The organism is Calditrichota bacterium, from assembly GCA_013112635.1.
Classification (GTDB): Bacteria; Calditrichota; Calditrichia; order Calditrichales; family J004; genus JABFGF01.
In genome coordinates this window covers 304,979-321,756 of sequence record JABFGF010000004.1, presented here as the reverse complement: position 1 = coordinate 321,756, position 16,778 = coordinate 304,979, and the positions used below count along the sequence as shown (strand labels likewise).

Annotated in this window: 16 protein-coding genes; 9 read left to right on the top strand and 7 right to left on the bottom strand. The window is 37.1% G+C overall.

The window, feature by feature from the left end; translation table 11 throughout:
- The first annotated feature begins 76 nt into the window (after nucleotides 1-76).
- The 6 genes from HND50_12940 (at nucleotide 77) to HND50_12915 (ending at nucleotide 7,107) form a co-directional block, all read left to right on the top strand.
- Complete coding sequence (locus HND50_12940; protein ID NOG46141.1) at nucleotides 77-1,312, top strand: PorV/PorQ family protein; 1,236 nt, start codon at nucleotides 77-79, stop codon at nucleotides 1,310-1,312.
- Nucleotides 1,302-4,169, top strand: coding sequence for a tandem-95 repeat protein (locus tag HND50_12935; protein NOG46140.1), 2,868 nt, complete (start codon nucleotides 1,302-1,304; stop codon nucleotides 4,167-4,169). The genes HND50_12940 and HND50_12935 overlap by 11 nt, the downstream gene beginning before the upstream one ends.
- A 97-nt stretch (nucleotides 4,170-4,266) precedes the next feature.
- Nucleotides 4,267-4,992: a helix-turn-helix transcriptional regulator gene (locus HND50_12930; protein NOG46139.1), complete on the top strand. Its 726-nt coding sequence runs from the start codon at nucleotides 4,267-4,269 to the stop codon at nucleotides 4,990-4,992.
- A gap of 12 nt (nucleotides 4,993-5,004) precedes the next feature.
- On the top strand, nucleotides 5,005-5,856 hold the full coding sequence (locus HND50_12925) for a DUF3473 domain-containing protein (GenBank protein ID NOG46138.1): 852 nt from the start codon (nucleotides 5,005-5,007) through the stop codon (nucleotides 5,854-5,856).
- Nucleotides 5,857-5,939: 83 nt separating this feature from the next.
- The gene (locus HND50_12920) at nucleotides 5,940-6,416 is read left to right on the top strand and encodes a sigma-54-dependent Fis family transcriptional regulator (GenBank protein NOG46137.1); all 477 of its coding nucleotides are present in this window, start codon (nucleotides 5,940-5,942) and stop codon (nucleotides 6,414-6,416) included.
- 133 nt (nucleotides 6,417-6,549) lie between these two features.
- Nucleotides 6,550-7,107: a hypothetical protein gene (locus HND50_12915; protein ID NOG46136.1), complete on the top strand. Its 558-nt coding sequence runs from the start codon at nucleotides 6,550-6,552 to the stop codon at nucleotides 7,105-7,107.
- A 41-nt stretch (nucleotides 7,108-7,148) separates the two neighbouring features.
- Here HND50_12915 and nhaC read toward each other — a convergent pair whose 3' ends face one another.
- Nucleotides 7,149-8,600 carry a Na+/H+ antiporter NhaC gene (gene nhaC, locus HND50_12910; protein NOG46135.1) on the bottom strand — a complete coding sequence of 484 codons (1,452 nt, stop codon included), beginning with the start codon at nucleotides 8,598-8,600 and terminating at the stop codon, nucleotides 7,149-7,151.
- A gap of 387 nt (nucleotides 8,601-8,987) precedes the next feature.
- Here nhaC and HND50_12905 point away from each other — a divergent pair, with 387 nt between their 5' ends.
- From HND50_12905 to HND50_12895, 3 genes are all read left to right on the top strand, one after another.
- Nucleotides 8,988-10,298, top strand: a complete 1,311-nt coding sequence (locus tag HND50_12905; protein NOG46134.1) for a GWxTD domain-containing protein — start codon at nucleotides 8,988-8,990, stop codon at nucleotides 10,296-10,298.
- Nucleotides 10,299-10,301: 3 nt separating this feature from the next.
- Nucleotides 10,302-11,306, top strand: a complete 1,005-nt coding sequence (locus HND50_12900) for a Gfo/Idh/MocA family oxidoreductase (protein NOG46133.1) — start codon at nucleotides 10,302-10,304, stop codon at nucleotides 11,304-11,306.
- Nucleotides 11,307-11,385: 79 nt separating this feature from the next.
- Nucleotides 11,386-12,048, top strand: coding sequence for a hypothetical protein (locus HND50_12895; GenBank protein ID NOG46132.1), 663 nt, complete (start codon nucleotides 11,386-11,388; stop codon nucleotides 12,046-12,048).
- A 33-nt stretch (nucleotides 12,049-12,081) separates the two neighbouring features.
- Here the strand turns inward: HND50_12895 and HND50_12890 are convergent, their stop codons facing one another.
- The 6 genes from HND50_12890 to HND50_12865 all read right to left on the bottom strand — a co-directional run bounded on the left by HND50_12890 (nucleotide 12,082) and on the right by HND50_12865 (nucleotide 16,731).
- On the bottom strand, nucleotides 12,082-12,276 hold the full coding sequence (locus HND50_12890; GenBank protein ID NOG46131.1) for an addiction module toxin, HicA family: 195 nt from the start codon (nucleotides 12,274-12,276) through the stop codon (nucleotides 12,082-12,084).
- A complete protein-coding gene (locus tag HND50_12885) occupies nucleotides 12,269-12,493 on the bottom strand; it encodes a type II toxin-antitoxin system HicB family antitoxin (GenBank protein NOG46130.1) in 225 nt (74 codons plus the stop codon). Before HND50_12885 ends, HND50_12890 begins: the two co-directional genes overlap by 8 nt.
- Nucleotides 12,494-12,581: 88 nt before the next feature.
- Nucleotides 12,582-13,388, bottom strand: coding sequence for a CPBP family intramembrane metalloprotease (locus tag HND50_12880; GenBank protein ID NOG46129.1), 807 nt, complete (start codon nucleotides 13,386-13,388; stop codon nucleotides 12,582-12,584).
- Nucleotides 13,385-14,398 (bottom strand): bifunctional 3-deoxy-7-phosphoheptulonate synthase/chorismate mutase, encoded by a 1,014-nt coding sequence (locus HND50_12875; protein ID NOG46128.1) that lies wholly within the window; start codon nucleotides 14,396-14,398, stop codon nucleotides 13,385-13,387. The genes HND50_12880 and HND50_12875 overlap by 4 nt, the downstream gene beginning before the upstream one ends.
- A 56-nt stretch (nucleotides 14,399-14,454) precedes the next feature.
- Nucleotides 14,455-15,228 carry an RNA methyltransferase gene (locus HND50_12870; GenBank protein NOG46127.1) on the bottom strand — a complete coding sequence of 258 codons (774 nt, stop codon included), beginning with the start codon at nucleotides 15,226-15,228 and terminating at the stop codon, nucleotides 14,455-14,457.
- 150 nt (nucleotides 15,229-15,378) lie between these two features.
- A complete protein-coding gene (locus tag HND50_12865) occupies nucleotides 15,379-16,731 on the bottom strand; it encodes a histidine--tRNA ligase (protein NOG46126.1) in 1,353 nt (450 codons plus the stop codon).
- Nucleotides 16,732-16,778 lie beyond the last annotated feature (47 nt).

The following is a 16,778-nucleotide window of genomic DNA, read 5'->3' as shown; positions in this document are numbered from 1 at the left end:
GATTATCACTGGATGAATGCGTTTTCCCTTATGGCACTATTGTTGCAATTATGCTCGGGAAAAATATGGAAGTAGTATGAACAAATATATGGTTGTCCTTTTAATTATTCTCTTTGTCCTCCCTTTATACTCCCAAAGTCCATCCGGTTCTGCAGGCGGTGCCAGTAATATTTTCCTCCGCTCCGGGCTTAGTGCAAGGGTTGCCGGTCTTGGAGAAACTTTCACTGCAATAGCAGACGATGAAAATGCCCTTTATTACAATCCTGCCGGTCTTGCGAATATTAAAATGGGTGCGGTTGGTTTAAACCACACTCAATGGATTGAAGATACGCGGATCGATAACATTGTATTTGGTTACAATTTTGACAGGAAACTGGGTGTTGCGATTGGTATCTCGCATTTTTGGATGCCTGCAATTCAAAGTAAAAACCATTTTGGAATACCAGCTGGTGATATAAATGTCTCCAGTAGTATTGTTAATCTTGGGCTAGGGTATAAAATTGATCGCAGCCTTTATGTTGGGTTAGGTGTTAAATATTTTACAGAAGAGCTTGCAAGTTACAGGGCAAGTGGTATTGCCATTGATGCCGGGGTTTATGTCTATATGTTTGTACCGGGTTTAACCTTGGGTTTGGTTGTTCAAAATCTTGGTGGAAATATTCAATACGATTCTGTAAAAGAAAAAATTCCATTTGTTTATCGTGCGGGATTAGCGTACAAAATTCGTAATACGGGGTTAAAGATTGCAGTTGACGGAGTAAAATCTATTGATAGCGATTTTGCCCTTTCCACAGGTTTGGAATATACTTTATTAAAAACTTTTTCCCTTCGTTTTGGAAACCAGTTTAGAGCAGACCAAAAATTTACTCCCGGATATGGTGCCGGGCTTAATATTGATCAAAAGTACTTGGTTGATTATACTTTTTATGCTTTTGAAGACCTTGGAAATACACACAGGGTTGGCTTTACATTTAGATTTAATTTGCCGGGAATTAAAATTAAAACTCCGGGTACCAGATATACTTCTCACCGCATTAAAAAGAGTAGGCCGCCATCCAACGTTTATTCTGAGATAAAAGAAGATCGCATTGTTATTCATTGGGGCAAAGTGTACGGAGCAGTCTATAACGTGTATGCTAAAACCCGGCCGGATGCACCTTGGAAAAAAATCAATCCAAGCTTAATTCGTGAAAACTTATATGAATTTAAAAAACCATCGAATACATCAAACACCATTTTTATATGCGTAACCTCTATTATGAATAGTGTAGAAAGCGCTTTTTCTGAGGAGGTAAAAATTGATGTTAAGTAATAAAATAAAAACAACTATAATATTTATTGTGCTGTTTCTGCAATCTGTAAATGCCCAAAATCAATTAAACTTATCCTGGAATGCAGGCTCGGAATCAGATCTCTATTTATATCGTATTTTTCGCAGCACATCGGCAAATGCGTCAACCCAAATAGATTGTGTCCAACATCCACATAACAGTTATGCAGATGATAATTTTGAGAAGGGTGTTCAATATTTTTATCGTTTAAGAGCGGTAGACTATTCACTTAATGCAGGTGAATATTCGGATGAGATTAGTTTGGCTGTTCCCAAAATAAGCGGGCTGCCTTCTCAACAGGTTTTACCTGCCGATACAACAATCACTATAAATTTAGCATCTTTAGCAGATGATCCTGATGATGACAATGCTCAACTTGTGTGGTCATATTCCGGTGATAATAAACTGACAGTTAGTCTTGCTAACAAAATAATTACAATTACAACACCATCAAATTGGACAGGTCAGGAAAAACTGACAATTAAAGCAGCAGATGACGAAGGCTTTTATGACAGCAAAATATTTACTGCTAAATCAACCGAAGGTGGCAGTTCTTCCGAAGCCCCGGTTTTCCTTGAAGTTCCGAACCAGGAACTGGATGAAGATACTCAGATAAACCTGAAACTTTCTGATTATGTTACAGATTCTGATAGCAATATTGAGGATTTGATTTTCGCAGCTGAAACAACAAATTCAATTACTTTAACTGTAAATGACGATGTGCTGACTATAAAACCGGCAGCCAACTGGTTTGGTGAACGTACAATTACAGCAACTGTCACAGATGAAGGCGGATTATCAGATCAAACGACTTTCACAGTCACCGTAACTGCCATAAATGATGCACCTGAAATATCAGCCCTGCCTGAACAAGTACTTGAACCCAATGGTTCTGTAGTTATAAATCTCTCTCCATATGTTACAGATGTAGATGATAGTGATGATGACCTTTCATGGTCTTTTTCAAATGAGATTAGAACCAGTTTAAGTTTTAATGAAACAACTAAAGAATTAACAATTACTGCTTTAACGGACTCATCGGGTTTTGATTATGTTTTGGTAAGTGTTACAGATCCTTCTGACGCTACAGGAGAGGCAATTTTGTTAGTACGTGTTCTTGGTGGAACAAGCGGGCCACAAATTGGAACATTACCACAAGTAGAGTTTAATGAAGATGGAAGTGATCAGTTGGCCTTAAACGATTATGTTACAGATGCTGATGATCCTGTTCAAAATTTGTTTTGGCACAATGGTACGGGTGATAAAGTTGCAATAAATATTGATCATACTACAAATATTGCGACTTTTATACCGGAGGAAAACTGGAATGGTTCAGAAGATGTTTGGCTGTATGTGACTGATCCGAATCAAAATAAAGACAGCGCCCAGGTTTCAGTAACGGTTGTTCCGGTAAATGACAGACCACATTTATCTGCTCTCCCAGCTGTAAATTTATCTGCGCAGCTTAGTCGCCAGATAAACTTGCAAAATTATTCAACCGATATTGACAATGATTTGGGTGATTTAAGCTGGACATCCTCTTCTGCTACAAATGTAACAGTAGCGATCGATGAGAGTGGTATTGCCACTTTTTCAGTAGCTGATTCATGGTTGGGACAGGAAAAAATCCAGATTTTTGTAAGTGACCCTGGCGCCGCAAAAGACACAAGTGAAATAACTATTTTTAGGCAGGATCAAGCCAATGCTCCAACTATTTCCGGGTTAAGCTCTGTTACATTTAATGAAGATAACCAGCATGTAATACGCCTTGATGAACACGCCAGCGATCCTAATAATTCTGTTGATGAATTAGAATGGAGTTATTCAAATGAATTAAACCTGGATATCATCATTGATGATAGCAGTAATGAAATGACTTTGGTACCCAATGCTGATTGGTTTGGAACAGAAGCAATCTATCTGGAACTAAGAGATCCTGATAATAATGTGGATTTTGATACAATGCTTGTTACAGTTTCCGGTGTTAATGATCTTCCTCAGTTAAATACTATTGGTACCATATCGATAATCGAAAACTCTGTTCACACAATTGATCTGGACCAGATAATTGTTGATGCGGATGGGTTTGAAGATATCGTTGATATAAGTGTGCTAAATCAAGGCAGTAGTTTTATTGGCATCTTTCTCGATATGACATATTATCAATTGACATTTTTTGCCCCTTCCGGATTTTATGGCACTGAATTGTTTTTGTTGAAAGTTCAGGACAGTTTTGGTGAACAGGCAGAAATTGGTTTTGCTGTAGACGTGCTGCAACAGACAGTTAATGGAAGCATTCTGGTACAATCTTACGGCTCTGGGACTAATAAAAATATTAGCTATAACACCTCAATTGAAACCAAAGATTTAATTGAATATAAACAGAAGGATGTTGCCACGTCTGAATGGATATCAACAGAACCAGAAACATCATTCGCAAAAGAACACTTCCATATTTTAGCTGGTTTGGAAGAAAATACAACATATTACTATCAGGTTGTTTCATTGCAAATGGATAGTACTTCCAGCACGTCCCCAATTTATGAATTTACAACAGAATCCGGCCGCGAAGTAAATGTATTTCCTATTCCATACAAAGCAGGCACCGATTTGCAGGAAAACGGGATTTCATTTATCAATTTACCTTTAAATTCCGAAGTAAAAATATATAATATGTTGGGCGAACCTGTTTTTAAAACAAAAACTCAATCTTCGTATTTTGCCTGGAATGTTGAAAACAATGCTGGCAAAAAAGTTAGCTCTGGATTATATATTTACCTTGTAAAGAATGAAAAAAATAAAAAAGTCACTTCTGGTAAGATTATAGTTGTCCGTTAGAAACAAATCCTTTTTTTAGCAACATTAATCACAATCCTTCTTATTGCGAAACTCTAATATTTAGAATAGATTTTTGGACAAAAGGGGGATTGACAATATGTACAAAGGGCTAATCGTTACCCAAGATGATAAAATTAGGCAGGAAATTGCAAGCCTGCTTAACACTGTGGGTGAAATAAAGGGAGATTTTGTAAACTCTTTGGATGAGGTAAACAAAAATGGCGCTTATCTGGACTATTTATTTATTTTAGTCTCTGATTTAAATCACCAAACAATAAAAAGTATTTCTAACACACAACTTTATACCCCCGATCTGTCAACAATCTTTTACAATCATTCTCTCAACTATGTCGAAATCCCCGAGATAGCCAGAACATCTAAAGTAAAAATGATTATAGGCGAAAATAGGAAATCAAATTTAAGCGAATTATTTGTTCAGCTGAAAAATGATTTTTGGAGAAAAATTCCTTATGAAGAATTAGGAATAAAATATGATTTGCTTTCCAAGAGAATGAAAGAAGCAATGGATTATATTGAGACTGCGCCAATAAGGGATTGTAATATTATTGCAATTTCTGATTATTTAAATATTAGCGCAGGGTATTTTAGCCAGGAATTTAAACGTGAAACAAATTTATCTTTTCGCTCTTTTATGCAAACTGTTTTAAATTACTATGAAGATATAATTTTTACAAAAGTCAATTTGCCGGCAAAAGATATTTCAATGCTCCTTGGGTATAGTGAATTATCAAGTTTTAGCAGGTCTTTTAAAAAACGCAAAGGTGTTTCACCAACCAAATACAGAAAACTACTGCAAGCTTAAAATGGGATTTTAATGATCGAGAATATACTATCTGTTGATGTTGAAGAATGGTTTCACCCCGAAGCCTTACAATATCAGTTTCCAACCGAAATATGGTCCGAACAAAGTTACCGAGTCCACGAAAATGTAGAAAAACTTTTAACCCTTTTTGAAGAAAAAAATGTAAAAGCTACTTTTTTTACGTTGGGTTGGGTTGCCAATGAACATCCTGACATGATCCGCAAAATTGTAGATAACGGGCACGAAATTGCTTCCCATGGGCTTATGCACAGAATGGTAACAAAGCTTACTCCGGAAGAATTTGAAAAAGATCTTGGGGAATCTATTAAAATACTTGAAGACATTTCAGGCCACAAAGTAATTGGTTTCAGGGCACCAACTTTTAGTGTTGTGGAAGAAACCTTTTGGGCCTGGGAAATAATGCTTAAACTGGGCCTTGAATACGATTCATCAATTTACCCAATTTGGCATGACCGCTATGGAGTACCCTTATCACCGAGATCAGTTTACACCGCAATTGAAAAGGAAGAAAAAAGTTTAACAGAATTTCCAATGTCTACCATGAAGTTTTTTGGAAAAAATATTCCTTTTGGTGGCGGCGGCTATTTGCGAATTTTCCCAAACTGGTTTACCCGAATGGGAATAAAATCAGTAAATAAAGAGGGAATTCCGGCAATCATGTATATGCATCCCTGGGAATTTGATGCAGACCAACCAAAGGTTGAGTTGGGTAAAATTCAATCTGCAAGACATTATTATAACATAAAAAATAATCTCTCCAAATTAGGGCAGTTACTGGATGAGTTTAGATGGACAAGTTTTAAAGAGACCATTGAAAAAAACATCAAGCAAACTGCTTCTTAAATAATGAAATTATTGCTAAATTATTATATATTTAATCCGATGTCACAAAATGTACAATCCTATTGATTTGGAGAATCTGAAAAATGAGTGAAAGCCGCCATATTTTAGTTGTCGATGATGAAGAAGATGTAAGGGATACCTTACATAATGTTTTAAAAAGCATGAATTATGTTCCATATGTAGCAAGTGGTGGGGCAGAAGCGCTGGAAGTAATTAAGAATAATAAAATTGATGTAGTTCTGTCAGACCTTTATATGCCGGAAATGGATGGTATTGAGCTCTTAAAAAGAGTAAGAAATGATGACAAGAAAGTGATTTTTTTGATGATCACTGCTCATCCAACAATTGAAACTGCAGTTGAGGCTATTAAAAAAGGCGCATATGATTATTTGACCAAACCCTTCCATATTGAAGAAGTACGAATGAAAATTAACCGTGCTTTGGAGAAAAAAGGATTAGCAACTTCACTAAAGACGGCGAATGGAATTATCTGGGCTTTACTTATTTCGATTCCAATCTGGCTGATTCTTGGAATTATCCTGGCATCACTTTTATCATAGAAAAAAATAAATGTTTGGTTTTTAAATTTACCTCTCCGGAAACGGCGAGGTTTTTTTTTGTCAAAAATTCAACTTGATAAAATAACGTTGATTTGCTAAGCTAAAATAATTCATCATTTTAATAACGTGATATATGAAATTACTTACTCAGTTTGAGTCACAAGGTAATATTGAATTATTAAGCCAAAAAATAATTGCTGTTTTTTCATCAAAAGAAACACCGAAGGAAATTTATCCTTTTGCAGAAAAATTGTTTTCAAAATTGATGGAAAAGAATATTTCTATTGCAGGTGGGTGGCAGGCACCTCTGGAAAAAAAAATGGTTGAAAAAACGAATAATAAAATGCAGGCCAATATTATTTTCTATACGGCAAAAGATTTATCACAATTGAAAATTAGCCAAAAGTTACACACGTTAGATGATGAAAATAAATTGTTACTTATCTCAGCGCAAAGTCGACAAAAAAGGGCTGCAAAAAGCGACATTGATAAAAGGGACAATCTTTTGTTTAAGCAAGTGAGCCAGGTTTTATTTTTATATGTCAGTTCCGGAGGGAGGCTTGAAGAATATTTTAATACTCTTCATCTAGCATCATTTCCACTGCTTGTACTTCAACATCCTCTTAATGAGCATTTGTTACTTTCCGGCTGCCCTGCAATTAATGAAGATAATGTGGATGAGCTTATTTAAGCTTTCTCTGTTTTCCGTAATAATTGTCCTCAACCAAACCATTATTTGATTTTTTCTACAGAACTGGAAAGCTTTCTAATCTTTATTTGAAAGAATGCAAATAATAGAGTCATAAACGGGCTGATATAATTAAAAACGGCATAAAAAAAGAAATCAGCAACTGGCACACCTAATACACCCGATTGATAAGCGCCGCATGTATTCCAAGGAACCAGGACAGAGGTTACAGTGCCGGAATCTTCTAAAGTACGGCTCAGATTTTCAGGTGCCAGATCACGATCTTTATATGCTTTTGAAAACATCTTACCGGGAACCACAATGGCCAGGTACTGATCCGAAGCAGTTGTATTTAAAACAACACAACTGGCAACAGTGCTTGCAAAAAGACCAAACACAGATTTCGCCAGGTTTAACAATGAATTACTGATTCTCTGCAGCGCACCAATTGCCTCCATAATCCCACCAAATACCATCGCACAAATTACAAGCCAAATGGTGGTCATCATGCCATACATACCACCTGAAGAAAAAAGATCGTTCAAAGAAGCGTTACTTGTTTCAATTGTGGTATCAACCGTTATTGCTTTCATAACGCCCATATAGGCAGATTCAAAAGTTAAGCTTTGAGTTCCTGTAATTGCTCTTAAAATATCCGGTTGGAAAATAATTGCAAAAATTCCGCCAAGAAAAACACCTGCCATTAAAGCAATTAAAGGTTTGGTTTTTCTAATAATCAAAAACACTACAATAACCGGGGCGATAAAAAGCCACCCGGAAACATTAAAAGATTGCTTTATTGAAGATAAAATAAGATCTGTATCTGTAGTTCCGCTGATTTCAAAAGTCAGTCCTAAAATTATAAAAACAATTAAAGCAATGGTAATACTGGGAACAGTGGTTAAGGCCATATATCGGATATGGTCAAATAATTCAGAACCGGCCATAGCAGGCGCCAGGTTTGTTGTATCGGAAAGCGGGGACATTTTATCGCCGAAATAAGCGCCGGAAATAACAGCTCCTGCTACCATTCCCAGCGGCAATCCCAATGTTTTTCCAATTCCAATTAACGCAATGCCAACAGTGGCAGAAGTAGTCCAGGAACTTCCTGTTGCGATGGAGATGATGGCACAGATTACCACTGTTGCAGGTAAAAAAATTGTCGGGTTTAAGATTTTTAATCCATAGTAAATCATTGCAGGAATAATACCGCTTACAAGCCAGGTACCAGCTAAAGCACCTACAATCAATAAAATAAGGATTGCTTCAGTTGTAGATTTAAAATTACCGGCCACCCCACGAATCATTTCTTTATAAGGGACTCCGTTCATAAACCCAACAATTGCAGCAATAGCACCGCCAATCAATAAGATAAACTGGTTAGAACCGCTTAATGCGTCATCGCCAAAAACATATACATTATAAGCCAATAAACCGATTAGCAGAAGGAGGGGAATAAGTGCTTCCCAAATGCTGAGTTCTTTGTTCTCTTTGATGGCAGTAACCTCCGTTTATGAATTCGAATAAAAAAAAATCATTATAAAGATAAAATCAATAAAAAAAAATATGTGTGCTAATTTAATCATTTACAAATAATGCAGTTTTAATATCCAAAGTCCGGGTTTTTAAAAAGTTAATGGGAGACTTTTTTTTAACTTGAAAAGGTTTTTCTTTTTCAGATATTTACCGATTTAAAGAATTAAGAAAACACAATAAATAAAAAGCACTGTAATTATTAAAAGAAAATTTATTCTTTTATGATGAAAATTTATTTTGATTGATTGATCTTATACAGGCTTTGAGCGTATAGAGTGCGGATTAAATTAAAACTACTTTCCTTGATTTGCTGCTGTGTCACGATTAAATTAAACCTTGGAGTTTTTATGAAAAAATCATTTCTAATTATTTTTTTTCTGGTAATTAATACCTTTGGGCAAGAGTACCAGCAGGATTTTCAAAAAATTACCTCCCGATATGGTTATGAAATTTACCGGCCGGCCTATGTGGGTTTTAATTATTTTGTGGATTACCAAGGTACGGACTGGCAACCCTTGCTTTATCTTACTGTCTCCATACAAAATGATTTTCTTCAGTTTACCCGCACAGAAGGGAAATTTACAACAGAATTCCAGATTACAGTTACTATCCGCGATGAGCAAAAAACACTTCTTTCCAAAACCTGGCAGCAAAAAGAAAAATTATTAGACTTTGAAAAAACAAATTCCAGAAAAGATTTCCAGAAAAAAAATTATAAAATAGTTTTTGCTGATGAAGGGTTAGATATTGTTCCCGGTGAATACGAGGTTCATATCGAAGTACATGATTTGTTGAGTAGCCGTGAATATAAAAATAAACGAAAACTGGTGATCGCTAAACCAAACGAAAATCCAAAATTTTCAGCATCTGCCATTGCTTTTTTTTCACATGAAAATAATGAAAACGAAACAGAATTAAGGCTTTCTTCAACAAGGAATTTAATTGAGTTTAACAGCCCTTACAATGCAATGGCTACAATTGAAATGCCGGATGTTGATTCTCTCGGAACTAATATCAGGGTTTATAAAAGAAATGATTCTGAAAAAAGCTTGATCAGCCAGACATTTATAAAACAAGTAGCAAACAAATCCGGAATATTTGAATTAAGCTATGCTTTGCCTTATAAGATGCTTGAAGAAGGGGATTATCTTATACGTTTCTCTTTTGGCACCGCGCAGGATGATTTTGAAATTGAACGACAGTTTTCTGTAGCCTGGCTTTCAAAGCCATTATATTTATACAGATCGGATTTAGCAATCAGACCAATGAAATATCTTTTAAGTGAAGAGCAAATTGAGGAAGTAAAAGAATTAAAAATTGAAGAGCTTGATAATTGGTTCACTGCTTTTTGGAAGGAGCGCGATCCATCTCCAAATACAACATACAATGAATTATTGGATGAATTTTACAAGCGTGTAACGGAGGCCGTACGACAATATTCTAATCGCTTTAAAGAAGGATGGCAAACAGATCGTGGAAGAATTTTATTGTTGTATGGAGAACCAACTGAGGTCGAAAACAGAAAATATTCAGTTAATTCTGTTCCGCATATAATCTGGAAGTATACTGATAAAAATGGCGAAATGGTTTTCACTTTTGTTGACAAAAATAAAACGGGTATTTTTACATTAATTGATGAGGAAACGGGGCAAAACTAAAAAATGGAAAAGCTAAAAGTTGCAGTGATTGGAACGGGGCATTTAGGGAAATTACACGCAAAATTATTTAAGCAGGTTGAGCAGGCAGAACTAATCGGGATTTATGATCAGGACCAGAATAAGGCACAAGAGTTGGCCAAAGAGCTGGAGTGCAAATCCTTTGATTCGATTGAGCAGTTAATTGATAGTGTTGATGCATTGAATATTGTTACGCCGACAACGACTCATCATGAAATAGCAAAAATGGCATTGAATAAAAAGAAACATATTTTTATCGAAAAACCAATCACAAAAACCGAAAAGGAAGCACAAGATTTAATCCGGCTTGCAAAAGAGCAAAATTGTATTATCCAGGTTGGGCACATCGAGCGATTTAACGCATCAATGCTGGCGCTGGAGGATGTTGCAATTAATCCAGTTTTTGTTGAGGCGCACCGGCTTGCGTCTTTTAATCCGCGTGGAACGGATGTGGCCGTTATTCTTGATTTGATGATTCATGACCTGGATTTGATTTTACATCTCGTAAAAAGCAAGCCTGTAAAAGTGGATGCCAGTGGTGTTGGGGTTGTATCGACAAATGTGGATATTGCAAACGCGCGGATTGAATTTGAAAACGGTTGTGTGGCAAATGTTACTGCCAGCAGGATCTCCGCCAAAAAAATGCGTAAGATGCGCATATTTCAACGCAATGCTTATATTTCATTGGATTTTACAGATGGCTTTTCCGAGATTTTTTATCTTCCGGAACCGGGGCAGGCATCTTTTAAAGACAGCGCAATGGCCTTCTCACTTGGCCAGATAGATCAGGGCGACCAAAAACGCGACATCAATTATACAAAGCTTCAACGGAAAGATGTAAACCCGCTTTTAAATGAACTTGCCTCTTTTGTAGATTCTGTTCAAAATAATAAGCCTGTTGCTGTTTCTGCCGAAGATGGTCTTGAGGCACTTAAGCTTGCCAATGCGGTTTTGGAAAAAATCGCCCAACACCAGAAAAAACTACAATGAAAATATTGGAATGTTGGATTAAAGGAATGCCGGGATTTGCATCACTCCATTATTCCAAAATTCCATTAATACAAAGTTTATGAATCCAAAATACGCCGTAATCATTGCCGATATTAAAGGCTCAAAAAAAATGGAAGAGATGGAGCGCTATGAATGGCAGCTCTTCTTAAAGTCGGCCATCGTTCAGGTTAATGAAAACTGGGCATCGTCTATTGAAGCCCAATTTATGATCACGAAAGGCGATGAGTTTCAAGGTGTTGTGCACAATATTCCAAATGCACATTCTATTATGATTGAGTTTGAAAGGCTGCTTACTCCACTCGAACTCCGTTTTGGAATTGGACTTGGGCGAATCCAGAAAATGGGTGCAAATATTCCAATTGAAATGGATGGGCCTGCTTTTCATCGAGCCAATACTGCTTTGAACAGGGCGAAGAAATTAAAAAGCCGTGTTAATTTCCATTCTATGGACCCTCAATTGGATAAATATATAAACACACTTTATTCACTTATTTATGCCATAAAAGGGCGCTGGAGCGATATAAATTGCAGCCGATACTGGAAATATAAAGAGATGGGAACCTATGACAAGGTTGCTGATTTAGAAGGTGTTTCACCACAGGCTGTTTGGGATTCCCTGCGCAACGCAAATGCCATTGAAGTGATTGAGGCAGAACAGACAGTTATTGATTTTCTAAGATCTAAAATGGAAGAAGTTACAATTGAAGTTGGGAATACATGAGTGAAGTCGAGTTGGAAATAACAATAAATTTAATTAGTCTTCAATAATTTTTAAAACTTGTTTTATGATTTTTGGGTGTAATACTTTTCCGGAATGGAAAGGAATAATCTGACGCTTATTATCCTTGCAATAAATCCTGTGGCTTCCTTTGCTTCTTATTAATTCAAATCCATTTGACAATAGTAATTTTTCAACTTCATTAGCTGTGAGACGTGGTAACTTAGGCAACTTGTACCTCTATAGAAGTTGTATAAATCTCCTGACTAAGATACTGTACTCTTTCATTTTCCGGTAAGGTTTCTAAATAAAGCTCAATTGCTTCTTTAATTGCCAGCGTAACTTCTTCGAAAGAATCACCTTGGGTCTGACACCCTTCTAACTCTGGGCAATAGGCATAATAGCCATTAGAGTCTTTTTCGATAACAGCACTAACTTTGTATGACATAACATTCCTTTATTAAAATTAACTAACTGTTATTTAACATATTCCTTTTTTTTCTGGATTTCCACTAAATTATTTTTACATGTGGCCTTCATTCATCACCAAGGTTATCAATCATTTTAATTGAATAATATAACCCTCCTCCAGACAGGATAAGTATAAACGGTGACACATGATCACCCATTAAATACCACGAATTAAAACCCTCCTCAAGGGAAGAGTCCAAAAGAATGACCGCAATAAATCCAAACAAGGCCTGAATTACAATCGATGGTAGAATTGACTTTGTTTTCCAGGAAAGATAACCCAGAAATATTCCTAAAATGAAAATCGGTATGGCCAGGTAAGGGGAAATATGAATTAAAGCCCAGGTAACAGATGTTAAAATAACTGCCCGAACAGGATCGCCTTTTTCTTCCAGGCTAACTTGCAAGAAACCGCGGAAAAGTCCCTCATCGGCCAATGGTGCAATAAAAATAGAGCCGATAAATAGTAAAGCCCATTCCATTCCACCAACATCTTTTGCCGACTTTAAAAGTTCTTTCATAGAATCGGGCATTGGTACAATCAAATCAACAAGTCGCTGAATTTCATCGGTGATTGCAATAAGAGAAAGGCCGATAATTATGGAAAAAATTATTACTTCTTTTGAAACAGGTTTAATCTTAAATATTTTTTGGAGAGGATAATTTTTTTTATAACAGTAAAAGACCGGCAGGCCAAAAAACACAATCTTGCCAAACATAAAAATCATAGAAAAAAGAGTTGTGTCAGATTGGTTTTCTGTGCCACCGGATATAAAGCCGAGGAATGTTAAAGAAAACAGTACAAGTCCGCTAAAGGACAATAATACAACAACAAGTGCTTCTACCGGTTCCGGAATCTTTATTTTATTCACAGTTTTTTGCCTGTTACTTTAGCGATGGGTTTCAGCTCATTTATAAGTTCGTCAAATTGATCAAACGTTAATGATTGAGCACCATCGGATAATGCTTTAGACGGTTCCGGATGCACTTCTACAATTAAGCCATGGGCACCAACAGCAAGGGCAGCTTTAGAAACCGGCGTAACCCTTTTACGGTTGCCGGTTGCATGGCTTGGATCAATAATAATTGGTAAATGCGATTTTTCCTGAAGAACCGGAACAGCTGTTATATCCAGCGTGTTGCGTGAATGGTTATCAAACGTACGTACGCCGCGTTCACACATTATGATATTCTGATTGCCTTCATTTAAAATATATTCTGCAGATAGTAACATTTCATCCAATGTGGCTGAGAGTCCTCGTTTTAGCAAGATTGGCTTACTGGCTTTTCCGGCGGCTTTCAGCAAAGGGAAATTTTGCATATTCCTTGCTCCAATCTGGATAATATCGCTATGCTCAACTACATCTTCAAGTGATACGATATCAATTGCTTCACTGATTACCCGCATTCCATTTTTGTGCCCGGCTTCTGCCAGCATTTTCAATCCCTCAACTCCCAAGCCCTGAAAGGCATATGGGCTGGTGCGTGGTTTAAAAGCACCGCCACGTAAAATCTTAACTCCCTTTGACGAAAGGAACTCTGCTGATTTATTGATTTGTTCCTCAGATTCAATTGAGCAAGGACCTGCAATAATCGTAAAATCATTGGCGCCAAATGTAGAATCGGCAATGCGCACAATTGTATCTGCCGGGTGGAAATCACGGCTGGCCAGTTTATATGGTTTAGTGATATGCACAATTTCTTTTATGCCATCAAGCCCGCGGATCGATGTATCATCAACCTGCCCGGTATTACCAATTGTACCAATGGCGGTGCGGTTACTTCCCGGGATCGGCCGGGCTTTAAAACCAAGTGCTTCAATAGCTTCTACAACCGCGGCAATGTCTTTTTCTTCCGCATTGTTTTTCATTACAACAAGCATTGTTTTTCCTTTTAGAATATTATTATTGTGAGATCGCTATCAGAGACAGCTTCTGTTTATTTATTTAAACTGGCCTGGTACATAACAATCGATGCCGCATTAGCCAAATTCAAAGATTCCCCTGTTCCTGTTTTAGGAATTAAGGTGTTTTCATCACATAAATTTTTGTATTCATTATCCAGGCCATGGGCCTCGCTGCCAAACAAAAAAAGCGTTTTTTCACTAAATGTAGTGGCGGCCAAACTACGTCCATTAACTACATCGGTCCCAAATATTTTGTAATCTTTTTGGGATTTGATTTGCGAAATTTCAAGGCTGGTAACATTCTCAAAAATACTGACAGAGTTAATTGCCCCTGCAGAAGAACGAACTACTTTTGGTTGAAATGGATCTGCTGAGTTTGCACTAAGCAAAATGGTCTTAATTCCAAACCAGGCAGCGCTTCTTAAAATTGTACCCAGATTACCCGGATCGCTAATCCGATCGAGAAAAATAATTTGCCCCGGTTGAATCAAATCGACGTTAAAAGCTGTTGCCGTTTTTTTTGCTATAAGGCAAATACCCTGCGGATTTATTTCATCATTTAAAAGTTTAAAATCTTTTGCTGAAACTGTGGTGGCATTTTTATGCTGATTGATACCAATTTTCTCCAGAAGATTTTCTTTCCCGTCCTCAATAATTATTTCAAATGCGCAACCGGCATCGTTCTCCAAAGCAGACTGAACACCGCGCAGACCGCTTATTATATACAGATTCTCTTTATCACGGAATTTCTTCTGATTCAGTTTTTGATAAAATTTTATTCTATTTTTTGATAAGGGTTTCAACATATTTCGATCAAATATAAAAATGCTTTTGATGATCCTTTTACAGTTTAATTTTTGTCCACGAATATCACGGTTTACACGAGTGGGAACATAAAAATACTATTAATTCTTCTCTGTGTACTTTGCGATCTCAGCGATAAATAGTTTTTAAACTTATTTCGCTAAATTGTTTTCTAAAAAAGCAAGCACTTCATCAACTGCTACATCTTGCTGCTCACCGGATTCCATATTTTTAACGGAAAAAATATTTTTCTGTAATTCATTTTCGCCAAGGATTAATACAAATTGTGCCTGTTGCCGGTTAGCTTCCCGGAACTGTGCTTTCATACTGCGCTTTAAAAAATCGGTATCTGTTGAATAACCGGTTTCTCGTAATTTCTTTAACCAATTTTGTGATTTGGCAACTGCTTCCCCGCCAAGTGCGACAATAAAAATATCCAGTCCTTTTGGTTTGGCAATATCTTTTTGCTGGCTTTCCAGAACCATCAAAATTCGTTCTATTCCGGCAGCAAATCCAACTGCAGGTACAGGTTTACCGGAAATCTCCTGACCCAATAAATCATAACGGCCGCCACCACAAATTGCATTTTGTGCGCCAATTCCGGAGCTGGTAATTTCATAAACCGTATGCGTATAATAATCGAGTCCGCGGACAAGGGTTGTATCTTCCACAAAAGTGATATCCTGGGCGCCTAAAATATTTTTTACCGTTTGATAATGTTGTGAAGAAGCTTCATTTAGGTGATCAATTAATTTTGGGGCCCGGCCGATAATTTCCTGCAAGCTTGGATCTTTACTATCCAAAACACGCAGAGGATTATTTTCAATTCTTTTTGACAGTTCTTCTGAAGGTTCAGAAATTTCGTTGCGCAGAAAATCCTGCAAGATCTTTTTGTACGGTTCCCGGGATTCTGCATCGCCGACAGAATTTATGCGCAGTTCCAGTCCTTGAAGACCAATTGCTTTAAAAATGCCAAGTGCCAAACTGATTGTCTCAGCATCAGCTTCCGGGCCACCGTTCCCGATAAATTCCGCGCCAAATTGGTTAAACTGTCTTAGCCGTCCGGCTTGTGGATTTTCCTGGCGAAACAGTGAGGCTATGTAAAAAAGCTTATTAATCTGCGCTTTGGCTTGAAGATTGTTTTCAATATAGGCGCGTATAACCGGCGCTGTCATTTCCGGCTTGAGGGTTATGCTCTTTTTAGAACGGTCCTGAAAGGTGTACATCTCCTTGGAGACGATATCTGTCAGCTCACCAATGCCACGTGCAAAAAGATCGGTCAGTTCAAAAACGGGTGTACGGATTTCTTTATAATTAAACAATTCCATTTGTTGGCGGATGGTTTGCTCCAATGCCGCCCATTTTGGAGATTCATCTGGCAGAATATCCTGTGTGCCTTTTATGCGTCTTATTGGGTTCAATACTTTTCCTTCTTTCAGAGTATTTTTATTTACCACAGAGGGCGCAGAGTTAGCAGAGAATGCTTTGATTGTTCTCTTTGCCATGATTAGAATTATTGGTTTTTTAAAGCGGGAAAATTACAAAAATATAA

What these genes read in the sequence shown, in the direction of transcription:
- HND50_12900 (NOG46133.1), top strand. Translation starts at nt 10,302, where the DNA reads ATGGAAAAGCTAAAAGTTGCAGTGATTGGAACGGGGCATTTAGGGAAA.
- HND50_12895 (NOG46132.1), top strand. Translation starts at nt 11,386, where the DNA reads ATGAATCCAAAATACGCCGTAATCATTGCCGATATTAAAGGCTCAAAA.
- HND50_12905 (NOG46134.1), top strand. Translation starts at nt 8,988, where the DNA reads ATGAAAAAATCATTTCTAATTATTTTTTTTCTGGTAATTAATACCTTT.
- HND50_12920 (NOG46137.1), top strand. Translation starts at nt 5,940, where the DNA reads ATGAGTGAAAGCCGCCATATTTTAGTTGTCGATGATGAAGAAGATGTA.
- HND50_12875 (NOG46128.1), bottom strand. Translation starts at nt 14,398, where the DNA reads ATGCTTGTTGTAATGAAAAACAATGCGGAAGAAAAAGACATTGCCGCG.
- HND50_12870 (NOG46127.1), bottom strand. Translation starts at nt 15,228, where the DNA reads ATGTTGAAACCCTTATCAAAAAATAGAATAAAATTTTATCAAAAACTG.
- HND50_12935 (NOG46140.1), top strand. Translation starts at nt 1,302, where the DNA reads ATGTTAAGTAATAAAATAAAAACAACTATAATATTTATTGTGCTGTTT.
- HND50_12865 (NOG46126.1), bottom strand. Translation starts at nt 16,731, where the DNA reads ATGGCAAAGAGAACAATCAAAGCATTCTCTGCTAACTCTGCGCCCTCT.
- HND50_12940 (NOG46141.1), top strand. Translation starts at nt 77, where the DNA reads ATGAACAAATATATGGTTGTCCTTTTAATTATTCTCTTTGTCCTCCCT.
- HND50_12915 (NOG46136.1), top strand. Translation starts at nt 6,550, where the DNA reads ATGAAATTACTTACTCAGTTTGAGTCACAAGGTAATATTGAATTATTA.
- HND50_12885 (NOG46130.1), bottom strand. Translation starts at nt 12,493, where the DNA reads ATGTCATACAAAGTTAGTGCTGTTATCGAAAAAGACTCTAATGGCTAT.
- HND50_12925 (NOG46138.1), top strand. Translation starts at nt 5,005, where the DNA reads ATGATCGAGAATATACTATCTGTTGATGTTGAAGAATGGTTTCACCCC.
- HND50_12930 (NOG46139.1), top strand. Translation starts at nt 4,267, where the DNA reads ATGTACAAAGGGCTAATCGTTACCCAAGATGATAAAATTAGGCAGGAA.